This window comes from Arcanobacterium sp. (ex Cirak et al. 2026), assembly GCF_053585065.1.
Genome location: NZ_JBQJCE010000006.1, coordinates 92,198 through 110,881 on the forward strand (window position 1 = coordinate 92,198; position 18,684 = coordinate 110,881).

General features: G+C 52.8%; 18 protein-coding genes. 5 read left to right on the forward strand and 13 right to left on the reverse strand.

Translation table 11 applies throughout. The features are described from left to right. Window positions 1-6 precede the first annotated feature (6 nt). Window positions 7-618: a class I SAM-dependent methyltransferase gene (locus ACTOVJ_RS04675; RefSeq protein ID WP_449502279.1), complete on the forward strand. Its 612-nt coding sequence runs from the start codon at window positions 7-9 to the stop codon at window positions 616-618. Here ACTOVJ_RS04675 and miaA read toward each other — a convergent pair. The 8 genes from miaA to pgsA all read right to left on the reverse strand — a co-directional run bounded on the left by miaA (window position 615) and on the right by pgsA (window position 6,883). Next, entirely contained in the window at window positions 615-1,574 is a 960-nt protein-coding gene (gene miaA / locus ACTOVJ_RS04680; protein ID WP_449504100.1) for a tRNA (adenosine(37)-N6)-dimethylallyltransferase MiaA, read from the reverse strand. The two genes, ACTOVJ_RS04675 and miaA, sit on opposite strands and share 4 nt — an antisense overlap. Before the next feature lie 2 nt (window positions 1,575-1,576). Further along, on the reverse strand, window positions 1,577-3,097 hold the full coding sequence (gene miaB, locus ACTOVJ_RS04685) for a tRNA (N6-isopentenyl adenosine(37)-C2)-methylthiotransferase MiaB (RefSeq protein ID WP_449502281.1): 1,521 nt from the start codon (window positions 3,095-3,097) through the stop codon (window positions 1,577-1,579). 33 nt (window positions 3,098-3,130) lie between these two features. Continuing rightward, window positions 3,131-3,721 (reverse strand): regulatory protein RecX, encoded by a 591-nt coding sequence (locus tag ACTOVJ_RS04690; RefSeq protein WP_449502282.1) that lies wholly within the window; start codon window positions 3,719-3,721, stop codon window positions 3,131-3,133. Beyond that, complete coding sequence (recA, locus tag ACTOVJ_RS04695) at window positions 3,721-4,794, reverse strand: recombinase RecA (protein WP_449502283.1); 1,074 nt, start codon at window positions 4,792-4,794, stop codon at window positions 3,721-3,723. Before recA ends, ACTOVJ_RS04690 begins: the two co-directional genes overlap by 1 nt. 256 nt (window positions 4,795-5,050) lie before the next feature. After that, a complete protein-coding gene (locus tag ACTOVJ_RS04700) occupies window positions 5,051-5,281 on the reverse strand; it encodes a DUF3046 domain-containing protein (RefSeq protein WP_449502284.1) in 231 nt (76 codons plus the stop codon). Then, the gene (locus tag ACTOVJ_RS04705; protein WP_449504101.1) at window positions 5,278-5,643 is read right to left on the reverse strand and encodes a helix-turn-helix domain-containing protein; all 366 of its coding nucleotides are present in this window, start codon (window positions 5,641-5,643) and stop codon (window positions 5,278-5,280) included. The genes ACTOVJ_RS04700 and ACTOVJ_RS04705 overlap by 4 nt, the downstream gene beginning before the upstream one ends. Window positions 5,644-5,714: 71 nt before the next feature. Beyond that, complete coding sequence (locus ACTOVJ_RS04710; protein ID WP_449504106.1) at window positions 5,715-6,272, reverse strand: CinA family protein; 558 nt, start codon at window positions 6,270-6,272, stop codon at window positions 5,715-5,717. A 47-nt stretch (window positions 6,273-6,319) separates the two neighbouring features. Continuing rightward, a complete protein-coding gene (gene pgsA, locus ACTOVJ_RS04715; RefSeq protein WP_449502286.1) occupies window positions 6,320-6,883 on the reverse strand; it encodes a CDP-diacylglycerol--glycerol-3-phosphate 3-phosphatidyltransferase in 564 nt (187 codons plus the stop codon). Window positions 6,884-6,943: 60 nt separating this feature from the next. Between pgsA and ACTOVJ_RS04720 the strand changes: the two genes are divergently transcribed. Then, window positions 6,944-8,218, forward strand: coding sequence for a CapA family protein (locus ACTOVJ_RS04720; RefSeq protein ID WP_449504102.1), 1,275 nt, complete (start codon window positions 6,944-6,946; stop codon window positions 8,216-8,218). An 81-nt stretch (window positions 8,219-8,299) separates the two neighbouring features. Here ACTOVJ_RS04720 and ACTOVJ_RS04725 read toward each other — a convergent pair whose 3' ends face one another. Both ACTOVJ_RS04725 and ACTOVJ_RS04730 read right to left on the reverse strand, forming a co-directional pair. Continuing rightward, the gene (locus tag ACTOVJ_RS04725; protein ID WP_449504103.1) at window positions 8,300-10,972 is read right to left on the reverse strand and encodes an FtsK/SpoIIIE family DNA translocase; all 2,673 of its coding nucleotides are present in this window, start codon (window positions 10,970-10,972) and stop codon (window positions 8,300-8,302) included. A gap of 50 nt (window positions 10,973-11,022) precedes the next feature. Beyond that, entirely contained in the window at window positions 11,023-12,699 is a 1,677-nt protein-coding gene (locus tag ACTOVJ_RS04730) for a ribonuclease J (protein WP_449502289.1), read from the reverse strand. 60 nt (window positions 12,700-12,759) lie between these two features. Here ACTOVJ_RS04730 and ACTOVJ_RS04735 point away from each other — a divergent pair, with 60 nt between their 5' ends. Further along, entirely contained in the window at window positions 12,760-13,368 is a 609-nt protein-coding gene (locus ACTOVJ_RS04735) for a GNAT family N-acetyltransferase (RefSeq protein WP_449502290.1), read from the forward strand. Window positions 13,369-13,380: 12 nt separating this feature from the next. Here ACTOVJ_RS04735 and ACTOVJ_RS04740 read toward each other — a convergent pair whose 3' ends face one another. From ACTOVJ_RS04740 to rpsO, 3 genes are all read right to left on the reverse strand, one after another. Continuing rightward, window positions 13,381-14,685: a M16 family metallopeptidase gene (locus ACTOVJ_RS04740; protein WP_449502884.1), complete on the reverse strand. Its 1,305-nt coding sequence runs from the start codon at window positions 14,683-14,685 to the stop codon at window positions 13,381-13,383. 175 nt (window positions 14,686-14,860) lie between these two features. Further along, window positions 14,861-17,161, reverse strand: a complete 2,301-nt coding sequence (locus tag ACTOVJ_RS04745; protein WP_449502885.1) for a polyribonucleotide nucleotidyltransferase — start codon at window positions 17,159-17,161, stop codon at window positions 14,861-14,863. A gap of 237 nt (window positions 17,162-17,398) precedes the next feature. Next, window positions 17,399-17,668 (reverse strand): 30S ribosomal protein S15, encoded by a 270-nt coding sequence (gene rpsO, locus ACTOVJ_RS04750; RefSeq protein ID WP_449502293.1) that lies wholly within the window; start codon window positions 17,666-17,668, stop codon window positions 17,399-17,401. A gap of 284 nt (window positions 17,669-17,952) precedes the next feature. On the opposite strand from rpsO, the gene ACTOVJ_RS04755 reads away from it, so the two are divergent. Both ACTOVJ_RS04755 and ACTOVJ_RS04760 read left to right on the forward strand, forming a co-directional pair. Next, entirely contained in the window at window positions 17,953-18,291 is a 339-nt protein-coding gene (locus ACTOVJ_RS04755; RefSeq protein WP_449502294.1) for an ArsR/SmtB family transcription factor, read from the forward strand. Window positions 18,292-18,302: 11 nt separating this feature from the next. After that, the gene (locus ACTOVJ_RS04760; protein WP_449504104.1) at window positions 18,303-18,602 is read left to right on the forward strand and encodes a hypothetical protein; all 300 of its coding nucleotides are present in this window, start codon (window positions 18,303-18,305) and stop codon (window positions 18,600-18,602) included. Window positions 18,603-18,684: the final 82 nt, after the last annotated feature.

Sequence of the window (18,684 nt, forward strand, 5' to 3'; positions counted from 1 at the left end):
TAGGGCATGAGCGATCATTACTTCACACATTCTCCATCGACAAAGGAACATTCCGTCACATTCACCGAAACAATTCGTGGACACGAGGTCACGGTTCAATCCTCGACGGGTGTCTTCTCGTCCCACCGCCTTGATAAGGGAACAGCGGTGTTACTCGATAAGGCGCCGGTCACAAGCTCAGCTCGTGTCGCTGTCGATGTGGGGTGCGGTTGGGGCCCGATCACGATTGCTCTCGCACATGAGCACCCTGAAGCACAGGTGTGGGGTGTTGATGTTAACGAACGTAGCCTTGAGCTAGCAGCCGCCAACACAGCTGGATATAAAAATGTCACAATCGGACAGGCATCTTCGACGTTGAAACAGTTTCAGTCCAATGGAACTCCCATTGATTTATTGTGGTCTAACCCTCCGATTCGGATCGGTAAAGAGGCGCTTCACGTTCTACTCACCGACTGGCTCGGTTTGCTTAGCGACGACGGCGTGGCATATCTGGTGGTACAAAAAAACCTCGGCGCAGATTCGTTATCGTCGTGGTTAAACTCGGCAGGATTTGTCAGTTCAAAGTATGCGTCATCGAAGGGATTCCGTTTACTCGAAGTGACAAAGGCACACACTTAGAGCGCACGAATGACCTGAGCCTGCACATGAGCATGGTACTCAATACACTCCTCAACAGAGCTTCCGTCAGCACTCGTGACATCGATCCACGTGATTCGTTGGTCACGCTTAAACCAGGTACGTTGTTTTTTAGCGAGTCTCCGGGTGGCCTGAGCGACAGATTCGATAGCGTCCTCTACGCTTAATCTCCCTTCAAGAACCTTGATAGCTTGAGCATAGCCAGTCGCTTTCTTCGCTGTTGTTGAATATGCCAAACCATGTTGAAGAAGCGCAGCTGTTTCTTCTAAGAGGCCATGTTCAAACATGGCGGCCGCGCGTCGGGAAATAGTTTCATTGAGCACATCACGTTCACGTCGAACTCCCAACATGAGTGTGGGAGCAAAGTGTGACGTATGCGGCGGAAAAACGGGAGTATAGGAACGACCAGTGAGGCAAACGACTTCGAGCGCACGGATCACACGTCTGGGGTTATGGATATCGATCGTGCGCGCAGAGACCGGATCTTTTTGCGTCAATTCATCAATGAGTGAGCCAAGCCCCTCACTCTCAGCTCGCTGTTCAAGCGCGCTCCGTAAGGAAGGGTCAGTCCCTGGAAACTCTAGCTCATCTAATGCTGCGCTAATGTAGAGCCCTGAGCCCCCAACGACAAGGGCGATCTTTCCCTTCGACGTGATATCGCGGATATCGCTGCGGCTTTCACGCTGGTAGGCCGCCACTGAGGCTTCATCCTTGACGTCGAGAACATCAATTTGCCTGTGCGAGATACCGCCACGTTCATCAGACGTCGCTTTCGCTGTCCCGATATCCATTCCTCGATACAGCTGCATCGCATCAGCAGAAATAATTTCTGCGTGTTCCGAACCGCCGAGGGCTTTGGCCAGTGCAATCGAAAATGCTGTCTTTCCCGAGGCAGTTTCACCAACAATGCCGACGACTGGGAGGGCAAGCTGTTCCACCATTAGCGTGGACGAATTGTCGGAATTCCGAGTCCGACAGGTGCCGCTCCGGCAGCTTCAGCTTCCAGGCGTTCTTTCGTTGCTTGTTGCTTTTCCCAAGCATCTCCCGCGCGAGTTTGGCGAACATCGAATAACCCTCCGTGGATACCCGAGTCTGCAATCAGATGATGAGGAGCGCCGTGAGTCACGGTGGCACGAACCATGTCCCCTGGACGAGGACGTGGTGAACCTGCAGGAACTGCAACATGCACAAGACGATTATCAGCAGCACGACCCGTAATACGGTCAGTTTCTGCGTCCTTTCGTCCTTCACCTGCCGAAACGAGTACTTCGACAGTAGTTCCGACAAGCTTGGCGTTTTCCTCTGTGGAAATACGTTGTTGTAAAGCAATCAGACGTTGATAACGCTCATTTGCAACATCAGGTGGAACTTGGTTGTCCATATCAGCCGCTGGTGTGCCTGGACGCGGTGAATAGAGGAACGTGAATGCCGATGAAAAACGTGAGGCTTCGACGACCTCTAGTGTCGCTTGGAAATCCTCCTCGGTCTCTCCAGGGAAACCGACAATAATGTCTGTCGTAATCGCAGCGTGCGGGATTTGTTCGCGGACGCGATCAAGGATCCCAAGGAACTTCTTCGATCGGTACGAACGGCGCATCAGACGCAAAATACGATCTGATCCAGATTGCAACGGCATATGGAGCGAGGGCATGACATTCGGTGTCTGAGCCATTGAATCGATGACATCATCGGTGAAGGCAGCAGGGTGAGGTGAGGTGAAACGAACGCGTTCAAGGCCTTCAACTTCTCCGCATGAACGCAAGAGTTTCGCAAACGCACCTTTGTCACCGAATCCCCACCCATAAGAATTGACATTCTGTCCCAGTAGCGTGACCTCGATAGCACCTTGTGCCACCAGAGCTTCAACTTCCGCCAGAATTTCGCCAGGACGTCGGTCTCGTTCTTTGCCACGAAGGTGAGGAACGATGCAGAACGTGCAAGTGTTATTACAACCAACAGAAATCGACACCCATCCAGCAAAAGCACTCTCACGGTGGGTAGGCAAAGTGGAGGGGAAAACCTTCAGTGATTCTTCGATTTCCACCGCAGCTTTTTTGTTGTGGCGAGCTCGTTCCAAGAGAGCTGGCAACACGTCGAGATTGTGGGTACCAAGCACAACATCAACCCAGGGAGCTTTCTCGACGATACCCTCACGCATCTGTTGTGCGAGACATCCGCCGACAGCGATCTGCATCCCTGGACGTTCTTTCTTCACTGCTGCAAGTTGTCCCAAGTTACCAAAGAGTTTGTTCGCAGCATTCTCACGCACAGAGCACGTGTTAATCACAAGAACGTCCGCGCCTTCGTCACCCGCCTCAGTGGCACGTGCAGCTTTCTGGGGAACTAATTCAACTGGCACATACCCAGCAGAATCAAGCAGACCTGCAAGCCGCTCGGAATCGTGGACATTCATTTGGCACCCCAAGGTGCGCACAGCATAAGTCGTTGGTGTTGCGTTCATCGCGGCCATTCTAAAACAGCATTCATATCGCTTCTACCGATGGTCATCTGGGTCACTCTCTCTAGAGTCAAATGCAGCGTCAATTGCGCGCGATACCTGCGCCGGAGAAAAACCCCGCCGGGCAAGTGCACCGAAAAGTCGACGGTGAATCACGTGAGTGTCAAGACCTGTCATCGAACGTATGCGACGAATGGCAAACGCATTCGCACTCGCTTGCTCATCAGAATCGGAAATCTGTGAAAGCGCCTGGTTCGCAAGTTCGCCAACAATACCTTTTTGGCGAAGATCATGGGCCAGAGATCGCCGAGATGTCGATTTCGATTCGAAACGAGAACGCACATAGCTCTGAGCAAAACGTTCATCATTGACAAGATCGGCATCACTAAATTTCTTTAATGTCTCGTCAATAAACTCTTGGGGAACAAGTTCTCGTTCCATCACCGTACGAAGTTCAGCAATTGAACGATCTTGAACCGCTAAACGCCGATAGACGATGTCACGAGCAAAGGAACGCCACTCAGATGCGGATCTGGCAGCAGCTCGTGCTTGCTTCCTTTGCGCAATTTCGTGAGGATTCGAGCTCTTCCGCTGCCGGAAATCCGCATCTTCGGCGTAATTAACCATTACTTCACATCATCCAACTCAAAATCGATGTCTGTTTCCGTATCGATCTTTGACTCTTCGGTTTCTTCTACTGGTTCACCCAAACCGAGCTTTGCCTTGACTTTATTCTCAATTTCTTCAGCAATCTGGGGGTTATCCTTGAGGAAGTTACGGGCTTTCTCCTTACCCTGGCCAAGCTGATCGCCGTCATAAGTGAACCACGAACCCGATTTACGCACGATACCTTCATCAACAGCCATGTCAATGATCGAACCTTCGCGTGAAATGCCGACTCCATACAGAATGTCAAACTCAGCCTGCTTGAAAGGCGGAGCCATCTTGTTCTTCACGATCTTGACGCGGGTACGATTACCCACAGGCATCGTCCCCTCTTTCAGAGTTTCAATACGTCGAACATCAAGACGGACAGATGAGTAGAACTTCAGTGCTTTTCCGCCAGTGGTTGTTTCCGGATTTCCGAAAAATACACCGATCTTTTCACGCAACTGATTGATGAAGATTGCTGTTGTTCCTGATGCCGAAAGAGCTCCGGTAAGTTTACGCAATGCTTGAGACATTAATCGCGCTTGCAGGCCAACGTGAGAATCACCCATGTCGCCTTCGATTTCCGCCTTTGGAACAAGGGCAGCTACAGAATCAACCACGATGATGTCCAGCGCTCCAGATCGGATGAGCATATCAGCAATTTCAAGAGCCTGTTCGCCGGTATCGGGCTGAGAAACAATCAGAGCATCTGTATCAACTCCGAGTTTCTTTGCATACTCAGGATCAAGCGCATGCTCAGCATCAATGAAAGCAGCGATACCACCATTCTTCTGTGCGTTGGCCACTGCGTGAAGCGCGACGGTTGTTTTTCCTGAAGATTCCGGACCATAGATTTCAACAACGCGTCCACGCGGCAGACCTCCGATACCGAGCGCAATATCCAGTGCAAGTGACCCAGTGGGAATAACTTCGACTTGACGCGGAGGCTGATCCCCCAAACGCATCGCTGAGCCTTTGCCGAATTGACGGTCAATTTGACCAAGAGCCAATTCAAGTGCTTTCGCGCGATCATCTTTTTTTCCAGCCATGTGGAACCTCATTTCTGGCATACGCCGGTTTTCAGAACAGGTCTTTACTCATCACGGCCTCTCCGACCGTTCTGGTGCCACACTATGCCCGACCTATGACAAAAATCTGCGATCACTTTTTCTTGTGGAAGAACAGCACTCGCATTGGCACGTGGAAAACTCTAGCCGAACAAGTGTTCGAAAACTACCGACGCGCCGAAAGAAAACAGACGGCCAGATCTCCTGGCCGTCTGTTTTCACTTATTCACGAGTTTTGTCATGCGCGACGATTCTTTGGATCCACGCGATGCAAGTAGTAATAACTTTGCGGTAAATCCATATTGTCACACACTGCCTCCCAGACCTTTTGCGGATCATGACCAGCCTCAATAGCCTCGCGCGGGCTGAGCATGTCGTATTCCACAAGCACAAGGTCTTCAGCTATCGAACGCCCTCGCCCACCGGGAAATACCCGATCTAAAAGCGCCCAAAATTCAGCATGTCTCATGCTCGAATCTTTGCCAGCTCCGCCTTCACCATTTCGGGAGGAAGTGCATCTGGAATTTGAGCTACCATGCGACGCTTCATTGCAGGAGTTGGCCGCCCTTCAGCGACATCAATACGGTCAGCAACCAAGCGAAGCACATGGCTGAGCGGCACATTCAGTGCCGTCGCAATAGATGCCAGCAGCTCGGACGAGGCTTCTTTTTGCCCACGCTCAACCTCGGAGAGATAACCAAGGGAAACACGAGCTTCCGAGGACACATCACGCAAGGTCCGCCCCTGACGCTGACGGTACTCACGAAGAACATCTCCCAATTCCTGACGGAAAAGGATATTCTCCCGAACCTGAGTCTTCGTCATGTTCATTAGATCCTCATTTCTTTCTCAATATTTGATCTGAGTAACCCAACGCAACTTCTGGAGAAAGTATTCCACGGCTAGCTTATTTTGCTATGCCGAATAGATGCTATCCCTAACCCCAGAGCGCATCGAACTGCTCCGTCACGAATGTCAGACCGAGAGCCAGTGAGTTGAATCCGCAACGCTAACATGGCTTCCATACTCGAACCTGATTCGTTCTTTACTGAAATTTTACCATTAGCCAAATGTCTAGACAAGTTGAAAATGAAATCAGTTCGGCCAAAAGTCCCAATCCAGACTGTTCCTGCAGGAAATCCATCATTTGACCCAGGACCAGCCACCCCCGTCGTCGAGAGAGCAAATTCAGCTGAAAACAAACGTGCCACACCACGAGCCATCTGCTCAGCAACTACACCATCGACTGGCCCCGTCATCGCAAGGCGCTCCTCGCTGACGCAAAGAACACTCGCTTTGGAATCCGTCGCATAGGTGACAGCGCCCCCACGAAAAACATCCGATGCTCCCACAACGTCCACAATCGTGGACGCAAGAGCACCCCCAGTCAGGGATTCAGCAACTGCTACCGACGTCGGGACAGAACGGAGCAATGAAACAAATTCATCGGCGAGAGCCAAACGATGAGCAAGGGAAAACCCAAGCAATTCCTCAAGCTCGACGAGAGTCACAAGGCACGCGCCTGGCGGATGTATTCCCACGCACTTGTCAGCGCGAACACAAGTGCCACACCGATCAGTGCATAGGACGCCCACACCATCACCGTCGCGAGGAACGCAGGAAGAAAACTTCCCCACGGGATCAGCAGACCGGCGATGCCAAAGGACTGAGCTGCCATCTTAATCTTCCCGCCTTGCCCTGCAGCCATTACTTTCTTCTTCACCACAGCCATGCGTATGAGGGTGATTCCAGACTCTCGAACGATAAAAACAACGGTCACCCACCACCACAGCCATCCGTAGGCAGAAAGCAGAATCAACGCCGTTATCACCAGTGCTTTATCTGCAATTGAGTCAGCGAGTTTGCCAAAATTCGTGATGAGATTGTAAGAACGAGCCAGGTAGCCATCCAGTTTGTCAGTGGCAGCTGCGAGTGCAAAAACACCCCACACACACCAGTGGGGAATTCCCAACGCCCACACTGTCCAAACAAAAATAGGGACAAGGATTAGGCGCATCACTGTTAGCGCATTTGCAATATTGACTACCGGAACGTCATTTTGTTTTGCCACTCTTCAAGAGTATGCGAAAATTCGCCCGATATGGTGGCAACATCACTATGATCGTGAGTGATGAAACACTGCGCAATAAAAAAACTTGTCATTATTGCTACGCTCAGTTGCGTTGCTGCGTGCTCGGCACCGAGCACTTCTGCATCTCCGACGACGGTGACGTCGACCCACCAGACAGCGTCAGCTCCCCTCACCTCGTCGGGCGCTGCGACAACCTCAACAACAGATCCGCAGGCTGGAACCTCGACGATGACGATCGTGAACGGCGGAGATATTTTGCTTCATTTATCGGTCAATGAAGCTGCTCGAGTTAATGGCGGTTATGACTACTCCCCTTACTACACACCCATTTCGCAGTGGATCAAGGGTGCAGATCTCGCGATCTGCGCGTTAGAAATCCCGATCGTGCGCAAAGATGAACAGCCCTCGAATTACCCGCAGTTTGGAGCACCATGGGATTTGGCACGATCTCTCAAGAAAATTGGTTATGACGGTTGTGCGCTTGCGACAAACCATTCAATGGATCGTGGTTTCGGTGCAGTTGAATCCACGATTGATGCTCTGACACAAGCAGGGCTAGGCTTTGCCGGGACAGCGAAAAGCGCTGACCAAGCGAAAGAAATTCAGTTTTACAACTACCACAGTGGTTCACGTGATGTGAAAATCGCCCACCTCAGTGCGACGACGTTGACGAATGGCATTCCCATTCCCAAAAAACACCCGTATTCGTGGAACGTTGTCGGACAATTCGGACAGCCTGTGAATACGATCATCGAGGATGCGAAGCGCGCCCGAAAACTCGGTGCGGATCTCGTCGTTGTCTCAATGCACTGGGGTACTGAATACGTCTCGCAACCAATCGCCGAACAGACGAATATTGCCAAGACATTGGCTGATTCGGGCGAAATCGATCTTGTCTTCGGAAATCACTCTCACGTTCCCCAACCCGTGACCAAGCTCGACGGAGGGGTCGATGGCAAGGGAATGTGGGTTGTCTGGTCACAAGGCAACCAGATTTCGGGCCAAACAGTTGAATCGCATGGACACCGAGTGACAACAGGCTTGTTGACTACCGCCACAGTGAGTATTCCGCCCAAAGGGCGAGCGCATGTCACAAACCTCGAATGGACAGCCGTGACCCACGACCGGGGTCACGGAGAGCATTTGTATGTTCTCTCAGATCTCATCGAAGGAAAGAAGACAAGCAGTCTGACGCGACGTGAGCTTGTTGCCCGATCTGACGCCACCTTCCCTGTGATGAAAGGGTCAGGAAAAGAACGACGCGTTCCTCCCACACCCACAGCCAGCGGTCCAACCCTCATGCGAATGAAATAGTCCACGATCAACAGAAATCAATAGACGCGCTTACCTCTTAACATGGCATGGCTCCAGCTTTCGAGCTGGAGCCATGCCATGTTATCGACCAGTGAGCTGCCAAGCGTCCTCGCCGCCCTCACCAGTGCCGTCATCTTCGTCGTAGTAGTTTGTCGCCGTATTTGCCTGTGCGGCACGCGCCTGCTCTTCAATCGGATCGTCAACATAACGATGATCAACGTCCATCACCACGGTACGCGCGATCTGCTCTATGGTCTCGGATTCATCCTCATCACGAGCCACAAGGGATTCGTCGTCGGCTTCAACCTGTGAGGCTTGCCGAGAGACAACCTCATCTCCACGATCATCGATATCCGTGGTCTCCTCGGTGTGGTCATCGCGATGGAGGCTGATGTCTTCTCCCTTGATCATGGCCAGCACATCGCCCAGCTGTTCAGGGGTAACCAAAACTTCACGAGCCTTCGATCCTTCCGAAGGTCCAACAATCTCGCGTGACTCAAGCAAATCCATCATACGACCAGCTTTCGCGAAGCCGATGCGAAGCTTTCGTTGAAGCATCGATGTCGAACCAAACTGAGTATTGACCACAAGTTCGGCAGCCTGGAGCAGAATCTCCAAATCGTCACCGATTTCCTCGTCAATGCGTTTCTTCTCAGCCTTGGGGATCACATCTTCGCGGTAGACCGCTTGCATCTGTGCCTTGACGTGTTTGACAGTGGCCGAAATTTCGTCCTCATCCACCCAGGCTCCTTGAACTCGCATCGGTTTCATCGAACCTGCCGGAGCGAAGAGCGCATCTCCCATACCGATCAGTTTCTCAGCTCCTACCGAGTCAAGGATGGTGCGAGAATCGGTTGCCGACGACGTCGAGAAAGCGAGACGGGACGGAACGTTTGCCTTGATCAAACCAGTGACAACGTCAACAGAAGGTCGCTGAGTTGCAAGCACAAGGTGAATTCCTGCAGCACGCGCCAACTGTGTAATGCGTTGGATCGATGCTTCAACATCTCGTGGAGCAACCATCATGAGATCGGCCAATTCGTCAACCACCACAAGGAGATATGGATAGGGTGCCAGCACGCGTTGAGATCCTTCGTGAGCAACGACCTGGCCAGAACGAACCGCTTTATTAAAGTCATCAATATGCTTATAGCCATACGCCGCAAGATCGTCGTAACGCTGATCCATCTCTTTAACAACCCATTCGAGAGCTTCTGCCGCCTTCTTTGGGTTCGTAATAATCGGCGTAATGAGATGTGGAATTCCAGCGTATATCGTCAGCTCGACTCGTTTCGGATCCACGAGAATCATGCGCACTTGCTCGGGAGTCGCGCGCATCATAATGGAGGTGATCATCGAGTTAATGAAGCTCGATTTGCCTGCACCAGTTGCACCAGCCACGAGAAGATGGGGCATTTTAGCCAAGTTGGCCACAACGTACTGACCACCGACGTTCTTTCCTACACCGACGACCAGCGGATGTGTCTGTTTGCGGGCCACCTGTGATCGCAAAACATCTCCCAAAAGAACTGTCTCACGATCTGCGTTCGGGATCTCGATACCAATCGCGCTCTTACCGGGAATGGGTGACAGAATACGCACATCAGAAGAAGCAACTGCGTAAGCGATATTCTTCGAGAGCGATTCGATCTTGTCGACTTTCACACCCGGTCCAAGTTCGACCTCGTATTGGGTCACCGTCGGCCCACGTGAAAAGCCGACAACCTCAGCATCAATGTTAAATTCTGAGAACACCCGAGTGAGCGCTTCAACGACGCGGTCGTTTGCTTCTGAACGCTCAAGGTGGGGAGGACCGACCTTGAGTACATCCAAATTCGGAAGAGTGTACGTAACATTCGAGGCGAGTTCGAGCTGTTCGATACGTGGCGGAATTGGTTCAGAATTTTTCGGTGGCTCAAGTTTACGAGCCAGAGTTTTCTGGGCTGAAGAAGATCCGTGATCCCGCTCCGGTACACTCGCGCTTTCGGGTGCTGATTGTGGCTGAGACGGGGATGCCTTTTTCTTCGCAAACGGACGAGTCAGCTTACGAGTGAGATCATCTGATTGCGCAGCTTCAATTGTCGGTTCAGGCTCTGCCGGAGGCTGTGGCTTCTTCCGCCGTAAACGAGAAGATGACACCGGCTCATCGACTTCCTGTGGCTGATCAAACGGGAGTGAAGGTGTGTGTTTGACATCGGCGTCGTCGGCTTCCACGTGCGCCTGACGACGCTCAAGAACCCAATCGATGACGTCACGAACCGATTTATTGACAACAACCAGAACTGCGTAGAACGCAAGAAGGATCAGCAGAGGCACAGCGCCCCACACTGAAACAAGTGCAGAAAGTCCTGATCCTGCTATCCAGCCGATAACGCCGCCAGCTCCCTCAACCGCTGCAAAACTCTTCGTTGGATCCGGCGATGCACAATAAATATGAACGATACCTGTCAACGCGACGACAGAGATCGACAAGCCAACGACGAAGTTTCGGTGGGTTCCAGGCTCACTACGTTTGAGCAGACGAATCGCCGTAACGAAGACTAAAAAGGGCGCGAAGACGCTCAGCAATCCCACAGGACCGGCTGTCACATGGTGAATGACACTTCCAAGAAGCCCCGACAGTCCAAACCATTCCCGCAATGCGACGACAATCGCCACAGCGATCAGGAAGATCGCAAGGCCATCATGATGTTCACGGGTATCTGGAGTCAACAGCGATGTGTCTTTTCCTTTTGTGTCCTTACGCGGAGCCACAGATAATCCTTCTCCTTTTCGCTCGTCTCTTTAGCTCATCCTGACGCGTGTCATACCTCGATGACTGTCGGCAAGATCATCGGAGAACGGCGGAGTTTACGCGCAGCCCACCGACCAATCACGCGTCGCATCGCTTGCTGCATCTGGTATGGGGTATTGGATTCATTCAGCACAGCCTTTTGAAGAGCTTCAGTGACGTCATCTTGAATATCCTCGAATACGGAATCGTCTTCAGCCATACCACGTGCCTGAATATGAGGTCCTGTCAGGATGGTTCGTTCTTGCCCGTCAACCACAGCAAAGATCGAGATAAATCCCTCAGCTCCTAAAGTGAGCCGGTCAGTGAGGTCTGCCTCCGAGATCTCGCCAACCGACGAACCGTCCACAAAGACGAGGCCGACATCGACTTTTCCAACGATCTTAGCCATTCCATCATGAAGGTCAATCACCGTTCCGTCTTCAGCTAAGATCACGTTTTCAGGTGGGACACCTGTCTTTACAGCGAGTTTTCCATTAGCGACGAGGTGACGTGGTTCGCCATGGATCGGCATTACGTTGACTGGTTCAACGATGTTGTAGGCATACAGCAACTCCCCTTCAGCACAGTGCCCAGAGACATGCACACGTGCATTGCCTTTGTGAACAACGTTGGTACCAAGTTTTGTCATCCGATTGATCAGCCCAAACACAGAATTCTCGTTGCCTGGAATGAGAGAGGAGGCCAAAATAACTGTGTCGCCTGGCCCCACAGAAATCGATTTATGTGTTCCCGAAGCGATACGTGACAACACTGCCATGGGCTCGCCCTGGGAACCGGTCGACATGTAGCAAATCTGCTCAGGAGGAACCGAATCTGATTTCTTCAAATCGATCAGCGTGTTCTCCGGTACCTCAAGGTAGCCCAGATCAGCCGCGATCCCCATATTCTTCACCATTGAACGACCGACAAAACATACCTTGCGGCCATATTTATGCGCGGCATTGAGCACTTGTTGGACTCGATGGACGTGAGAGGCAAAAGAAGCAACGACAACCTTGCCCGTAGCCTGCGCGAAAACAGACTCAATTACCGGCCCGATCTCAGCTTCCGAACGGATAAACCCTGGAATCTCAGCGTTCGTGGAGTCCACCATAAACAGATCAACGCCGTCGTCACCAGCTCGAGCAAATGCACGCAGATCCGTCACACGTCCGTCAAGCGGAAGTTGATCCATCTTGAAATCTCCCGTGTGAAGGATGGTGCCACCTGCTGATTTCATGAGCACTGCCAGAGCATCTGGAATGGAGTGGTTAACGGCAATGAACTCACACTCGAAAGCACCAAGTTGTTCGACATCGCCTTCTTTCACTACCAAGGTATAAGGAGTAATACGATGCTCTGCGAGTTTGGACTCAATGAGTGCAATCGTCAGTTCTGAGCCAACCAGCGGAATATCGTTCCTCATGCGAAGCAAATATGGCACGCCACCGATGTGATCCTCATGTCCGTGGGTGAGAACGATGGCATCGATATCGTCAAGACGATCCTTAATATAAGTGAAATCAGGAAGGATCAGATCAATTCCCGGCTGGTTCTCCTCCGGGAACAGCACGCCACAATCGACCACGAGAAGGCGACCGTTACATTCAAAAACGGTCATGTTGCGGCCGATTTCCCCGATGCCACCCAAGGGAACAATTCTTACAGTATCCGGCGCAAGCGGTGCCGGCAGTTTCTCTTTAGTCACAGTGTTATTCTCTCACGAATTGCCCACGACTCGATGAGCAAGCCATGAGAGAATAAGCCAGTGTTAGAAATAAAGCAGTCAGTTCGTCCAGCTCTCCCCACCGACGCCGAGGCCATCGGCATGATTCAGGCGACGACGTTACCTGCCGCAGTGCGCAGCGGAACCGATGCTCACATCCGCGACGATGCGTTTGCCTTCACCGCCACAGATTTGATCGCAGCGTGGCAAAGCACTCTGATGCACCTTCCCTCTGCGAAACACTGTGTACTCGTGGCATTGTCCGGTCAACAGGTGGAAGGATTTGCTGCAATGGCTCCCTCTGATCCCTACGTTCTCGACGGCGATCAAGTCGATGGATACGATCCTGAGACAGGTTTCCCACGCGTTGCGTTTGAAATCACAAACTTCGAGGTCGATCCACGATTCAGATCGGCTGGCCACGAAGCACGCCTGATGGCCGCATTAACCGACATTGCGCGGGAAGGAGGTGCAACAGAACTTCATATCTGGGCAATCGCCGGAAATGACGCTGTGACCTCCGTGCTTTCCCAAACGGGCTTCGTTCCCCGACCATTACGGCGTTCAGCCGAAATCTCCGGTACACAGATCACTGAGCACCTGTGGTGGGTCACTTTGGCAGAGGTTCCGCGGCCTCCTGTCTCTGCCTGACGTCGAATCGCTTTATCGCTCTCCGGCAATCACACACGAACGCGGTCCGGCTGCCAAACGTTGAGCCAGCTGCTGGACAGCATGGCAGGTAACAGACTTTGCCGCTTGCAAATTTTCTTCGATTGACCAAATTTCGCCGCGGATCAGTTCAGCAAATCCCAAACGCGAACGGCGGAATCCGTTCGTTTCAGCGGAAAATACCAACTGCGCACGGCGTTGATGGAACGAAGTCACCAACTCTTGCTCAGTGATTCCGTTGGCAGCAATTTCGTTGAGACATTCTTGCATCACATGGGCAACTTCGTGTGCAACATCGGGCTGACACTGCGCTTCGAGCGCAAAGATGCCACCTTCTGGGTTCGACATCATCCACGAATAGGTGGAGTAGGCTAGTCCACGTTTTTCACGGACTTCTTGGAACATGCGAGACGACTGTCCACCTCCTAATACTGTGTCGAGCACAATCGCTGCCTGCTCATCTGCATCAGAAAGAGTTAACCCCGGCATACCGACGACGACAGCAGTTTGGCGTCCTGGGTGAGCGATCATTTTTTCGCCACCCGTCGCATAGACAATATCTTCTCCCCGACGGCGAGCTTGGGGCGCAACGCCAGGTGTCAAATCCCAGCTAGAGTTTTCCAATAGTGCAAGCACCATCGCACACAAGGCGTCATGGTCAACGTCGCCTGCTGCTGTGACGACAAGCTCATCGGAACGATAGTTCGTGCGATAGTGCGAGCGCATTGCCTCGGGAGCCAGAGCCCGTACAGCTTCTCGAGAGCCTCCAACCGGACGTGCTAGTGGATGCTGCCCCCAGACGAGCGGAAGAATTGCTTGCTCAGCCACCTCAGAAACATCGTCTTCTGAGGCAGCCAATTCTTCGAGAATCACGCCACGTTCGAGTTCCATATCGGCTTCGTCCAAACGAGAGGCAGTGACCATGTCGATCAAGAGCTCAAGGAGCTGAGGGAGATCATCGGCAAAAACACGGCCGTAATAATTGGTATAGGCACGTGCAGTGGACGCATTCATCGCTCCGCCAAGAAAATCGCCAAGTTCAGAAATCTCTCGAGCCGTGCGTGTATGAGTGCCCTTGAAGAGAAGGTGCTCGAGGAAATGTGTGGAGCCCTCATGACCAGGGGCTTCGTCACGACTTCCAGCACCAATCCACAGCGCCAAAGAAACTGATCGCTGACCTGGGACTTTTTCGCTGAGAACGCGAATTCCGCCAGGAAGGATTGAGCGACGGCCAATCACGCCATTCTCTTCAAAGCGGATCTCGCTGCGGTCATCAGTGAGCGCAATACGGGTAAACATCGAAATCTCTCCAAGGGTGCCACATTCCCTGCGCTCAATCATGCTTAATGATGTATCAGCGCAGGTTATTCAACAGATCAAAATAATGAAGTACTTAGCCTACTCAGCCGCGAACTTCAGCGAATGCGCACAAGAGCCCGGGAAAATATTCCCGGGCCCTACGCGCTCAAATTACTCAGTCTTCGTCGTGTGAGCGAGTACGAGTGCGACGACGCGGACGGCGCTCACGCTTGTCTGCCTTGTCCTCACCAGACGACTTTCGCTCAGCCTCGGCCGCCTTCTCTGCCTCAAGCTGTTCTTCGGTCAGTACAGCATGGAGGGAGAGCTTGCCGCGGGCATCGATTTCAGCCAATTCAACTTCGACCTTGTCTCCAACGTTGAGGACATCTTCGACATTCTCTACACGCTTTCCACCAACGAGTCGGCGAATTTGCGAAATATGAAGCAAGCCATCCTTACCCGGCGAAAGCGAAACGAATGCACCGAACGTGGTGGTCTTAACAACGGTACCAACGAACCGCTCGCCTACCTCAGGCATCTGCGGGTTAGCAATCTGGTTAATTGTTGCACGAGCAGCTTCAGCAGAAGAACCGTTTGTTGCGCCGATGAAGACAGTGCCGTCCTCTTCGATTGTGATCTCAGCGCCAGTGTCATCCTGGATCTGGTTAATCATCTTGCCCTTGGGGCCAATGACTTCTCCAATTTTATCGACAGGGATCTTCACAGTGATAATGCGAGGAGCGGTCTCTGCCATCTCCTCAACTTCTGGAACAGCTTGCTCGATGAGATCAAGGATCGCGAGACGAGCATCACGCGCCTGCGAAAGTGCAGCTGCGAGAACCTCGGCTGGGATACCGTCAAGCTTGGTATCAAGCTGAAGTGCTGTGACAAAGTCACGCGGGCCGGCAACTTTGAAGTCCATATCGCCCAGAGCGTCTTCTGCACCGAGGATATCGGTCAGGGCAACGTAACGCTGTTCACCATCGATCGTTCCCGAGATCAGACCCATGGCGATACCTGCAACAGGAGCCTTCAGCGGAACACCTGCGTTGAGTAACGAGATGGTCGAGGCACACACTGAGCCCATCGACGTCGAGCCGTTTGAACCAAGTGCTTCCGATACTTGACGAATGGCATACGGAAAATCTTCGCGCGATGGCAGTACCGGAACCAGCGCACGCTCGGCGAGCATTCCATGACCGATCTCGCGACGCTTCGGCGAACCAACACGACCGGTCTCACCAGTCGAGTACGGCGGGAAGTTGTAGTGGTGCATGTAACGCTTGTGTGTCACAGGCGTCAGGTTATCGATCTGCTGTTCCATCTTGAGCATATTCAAAGTGGTGACACCCATGATTTGGGTTTCGCCACGCTGGAACAGAGCTGAACCGTGAACCCGCGGAAGAATCCCCGCTTGCGCAGTGATGGTACGAATTTCCACAGGCGTGCGGCCATCCATGCGCTCACCAGTAGTCAGAACACGCTGACGCATTTCCTGCTTCCAGTGGGAATTCACTGCGGAGATCAGCGCTTGCTCGCGCTCAGGGAATTCTTCAGTAAGAGAGTGAACAATTTCAGCGGTGATCTCACCGAGACGATCGTCGCGCTCATGCTTGTCCTTGATGCCCCACAAGCCTTCAAAGTGCCCCTTGAGCTTCTCGCCCGTTGCGTCAAACTCTTCAGGCGTGTAGTCGGGGAACAGCGGGAATTCGCGTGTTTCCTTTCCGGCCTGAGCAACGAGTTCCGACTGAGCTTCACACAGAACACGGATGAAGGTCTTGGCAGTTTCAAGACCACCAGCGACAACTTCTTCAGTTGGTTTGGTGCCACCAGCAGCGATATTCGCCAGTGCATTTTCACCACCCTCAGCTTCAACCATCATGATGGCGACATCGTCGCCCACGATGCGGCCTGCAACGACCATAATGAAGGTTGCACGCGGAAGATCACTGAAACGTGGGAAAGCGACCCACTGACCATCGATGAGAGCCATGCGGGTACCACCAACTGGACCCGAGAACGGCAGACCTGAGAGTTGAGTCGACGCCGAAGCAGCATTGATCGCCAGGACGTCGTATGCGTCATCAGGATGAACAGAAAGAACCGTTTCAATGACCTGGACTTCGTTGCGCAGCCCCTTAACAAAGCCAGGACGAAGCGGGCGATCGATCAGGCGTGCAGCGAGGATGGCATCGGTGCTCGGACGGCCTTCGCGGCGGAAAAACGAACCGGGGATACGGCCTGCAGCGTAGGAACGTTCTTCGACATCCACAGTGAGTGGGAAGAAGTCGAAATGCTCCTTGGGCTGGCTTGAAACAGCCGTAGTAGAGAGAACAACGGTTTCCCCGTCAAGGTAAGCCATGACGGCGCCAGCAGCCTGCTGTGCGAGCAAACCAGTTTCAAAACGAATAGTGCGAGTACCGAATGAGCCATTATCGATAACAGCTTCGGCAAACTTGATTTCAGGACCCTCCATGGGACCTCCTTCTTTTCTTTAAATCCTTCGGCCATCGTTTGTCATTTGCGCACATCGTTGGAGCCACTGTACGCGAACCACAACCGACAACCGGGGGATGTTTCTTCTTTGGGCGTGAACTCGCCCCCTCAGGGAGACAATGAGTGTCCTTGAGATGAATGGGTTGTACTCACTTCATGTGTGAAGTGAGTACGCGTGGAAAGACGGCCCGAATTTCTTCGGGCCGTCTTTGCTGCCTCAGCGACGAATGCCGAGGCGCGAGATCAGCGAACGGTAACGCTCAATATCCTCTTCCGCAAGGTAACGGAGAAGGCGCTTACGCTTACCGATGAGCAACATGAGGCCGCGGCGCGAATGGTGATCATGCTGATGCGACTTGAAGTGCTCAGTGAGGCCCTTGATGCGTTCAGTCAGAATTGCAACCTGAACCTCTGGGGAGCCAGTATCGCCCTCGTGTGTTGCGTACTCAGCAATGATGGCATCCTTGCGCTCTTTTTCGAGAGCCATACGTTTCTCCTTGATCGTTGCACGGAGCCCGGGGCATGTTCACCCGAGCATGACACTCCGTGGCCGGCAGACGGCCTTTTCAGGCTACCACAATCCTTCGACACTCGACGACGTCGTACCCACCTTCTGCAGGTGACATCACCCACGTCGCTACCCCAGGTCAAAATCGCCACCACATACACACCACCGCACTAGCACACTCCCACTAAAGGAATCCTTATTGAGAATAATATCCACCTTATTAGGTTCTTGCAATATTCTAATAAGCCTGGCAGAATAGAGCCATGAGCAAGACAAACGCAACCGAAGAACGCGCCCAGTGCGATGCACTCGCTGAAACTGCTGCGCTCTTTAAGGCTCTGGGCTCCCCCAAGCGTCTTGCGCTCGTCGCTCTGATGATTCAGGAGCCAATGACCGTTTCCGGACTCGCTGACGCAACGGAAATGGCACAGCCCCTCACGTCCCAACACCTCAAAGTGCTCCGTGAAGCCGGAATCGTCACTGCCATTCGAGAAGGAATGAGCGTGCGATACGAACTCGCAGATCACCACGTGGCTCATATCGTGGAAGATGCTCTCCTCCACACCGCTGAACCACATACTCACACGTCGATAAATAATTAAGGAGAACCCCTATGTCGGTACACGAGCATGCTGAGCACACCCTCGCAGAGCATACCCACGGCGAAGGCTGCGGTCACGACCTGATCAACCACGGTGACCACGTTGATTACATCCATGACGGACATCTTCACCACGCTGACGGCGACCACTACGACGAGCATATTGCTGAGCACACCATGGCTGAGCACACTCACGGTGAGAGCTGCGGCCATGATGCCATTAAGCACGGAGATCACATCGATTACGTCCACGACGGCCACCTTCACCACGCTGACGGCGACCACTACGACGAGCACGCAATCGTTGCGTGATCACCGCACTAAGTGAGAGGTGGGGGGGGGGGGGGGGGGGGGGGGGGGGCGCGGCGCCGGGGGGGGGGGCGAGGTAGGGGAG

Coding starts and splice junctions, on each gene's coding strand:
- ACTOVJ_RS04705 (WP_449504101.1), bottom strand. CDS start 5,643: ATGAACATGACGAAGACTCAGGTTCGGGAGAATATCCTTTTCCGTCAG.
- ACTOVJ_RS04745 (WP_449502885.1), bottom strand. CDS start 17,161: ATGGAGGGTCCTGAAATCAAGTTTGCCGAAGCTGTTATCGATAATGGC.
- miaB (WP_449502281.1), bottom strand. CDS start 3,097: ATGAACGCAACACCAACGACTTATGCTGTGCGCACCTTGGGGTGCCAA.
- ACTOVJ_RS04700 (WP_449502284.1), bottom strand. CDS start 5,281: ATGAGACATGCTGAATTTTGGGCGCTTTTAGATCGGGTATTTCCCGGT.
- ACTOVJ_RS04760 (WP_449504104.1), top strand. CDS start 18,303: ATGTCGGTACACGAGCATGCTGAGCACACCCTCGCAGAGCATACCCAC.
- ACTOVJ_RS04740 (WP_449502884.1), bottom strand. CDS start 14,685: ATGTTTACCCGTATTGCGCTCACTGATGACCGCAGCGAGATCCGCTTT.
- rpsO (WP_449502293.1), bottom strand. CDS start 17,668: ATGGCTCTCGAAAAAGAGCGCAAGGATGCCATCATTGCTGAGTACGCA.
- ACTOVJ_RS04720 (WP_449504102.1), top strand. CDS start 6,944: ATGAAACACTGCGCAATAAAAAAACTTGTCATTATTGCTACGCTCAGT.
- recA (WP_449502283.1), bottom strand. CDS start 4,794: ATGGCTGGAAAAAAAGATGATCGCGCGAAAGCACTTGAATTGGCTCTT.
- ACTOVJ_RS04675 (WP_449502279.1), top strand. CDS start 7: ATGAGCGATCATTACTTCACACATTCTCCATCGACAAAGGAACATTCC.
- ACTOVJ_RS04690 (WP_449502282.1), bottom strand. CDS start 3,721: ATGGTTAATTACGCCGAAGATGCGGATTTCCGGCAGCGGAAGAGCTCG.
- ACTOVJ_RS04755 (WP_449502294.1), top strand. CDS start 17,953: ATGAGCAAGACAAACGCAACCGAAGAACGCGCCCAGTGCGATGCACTC.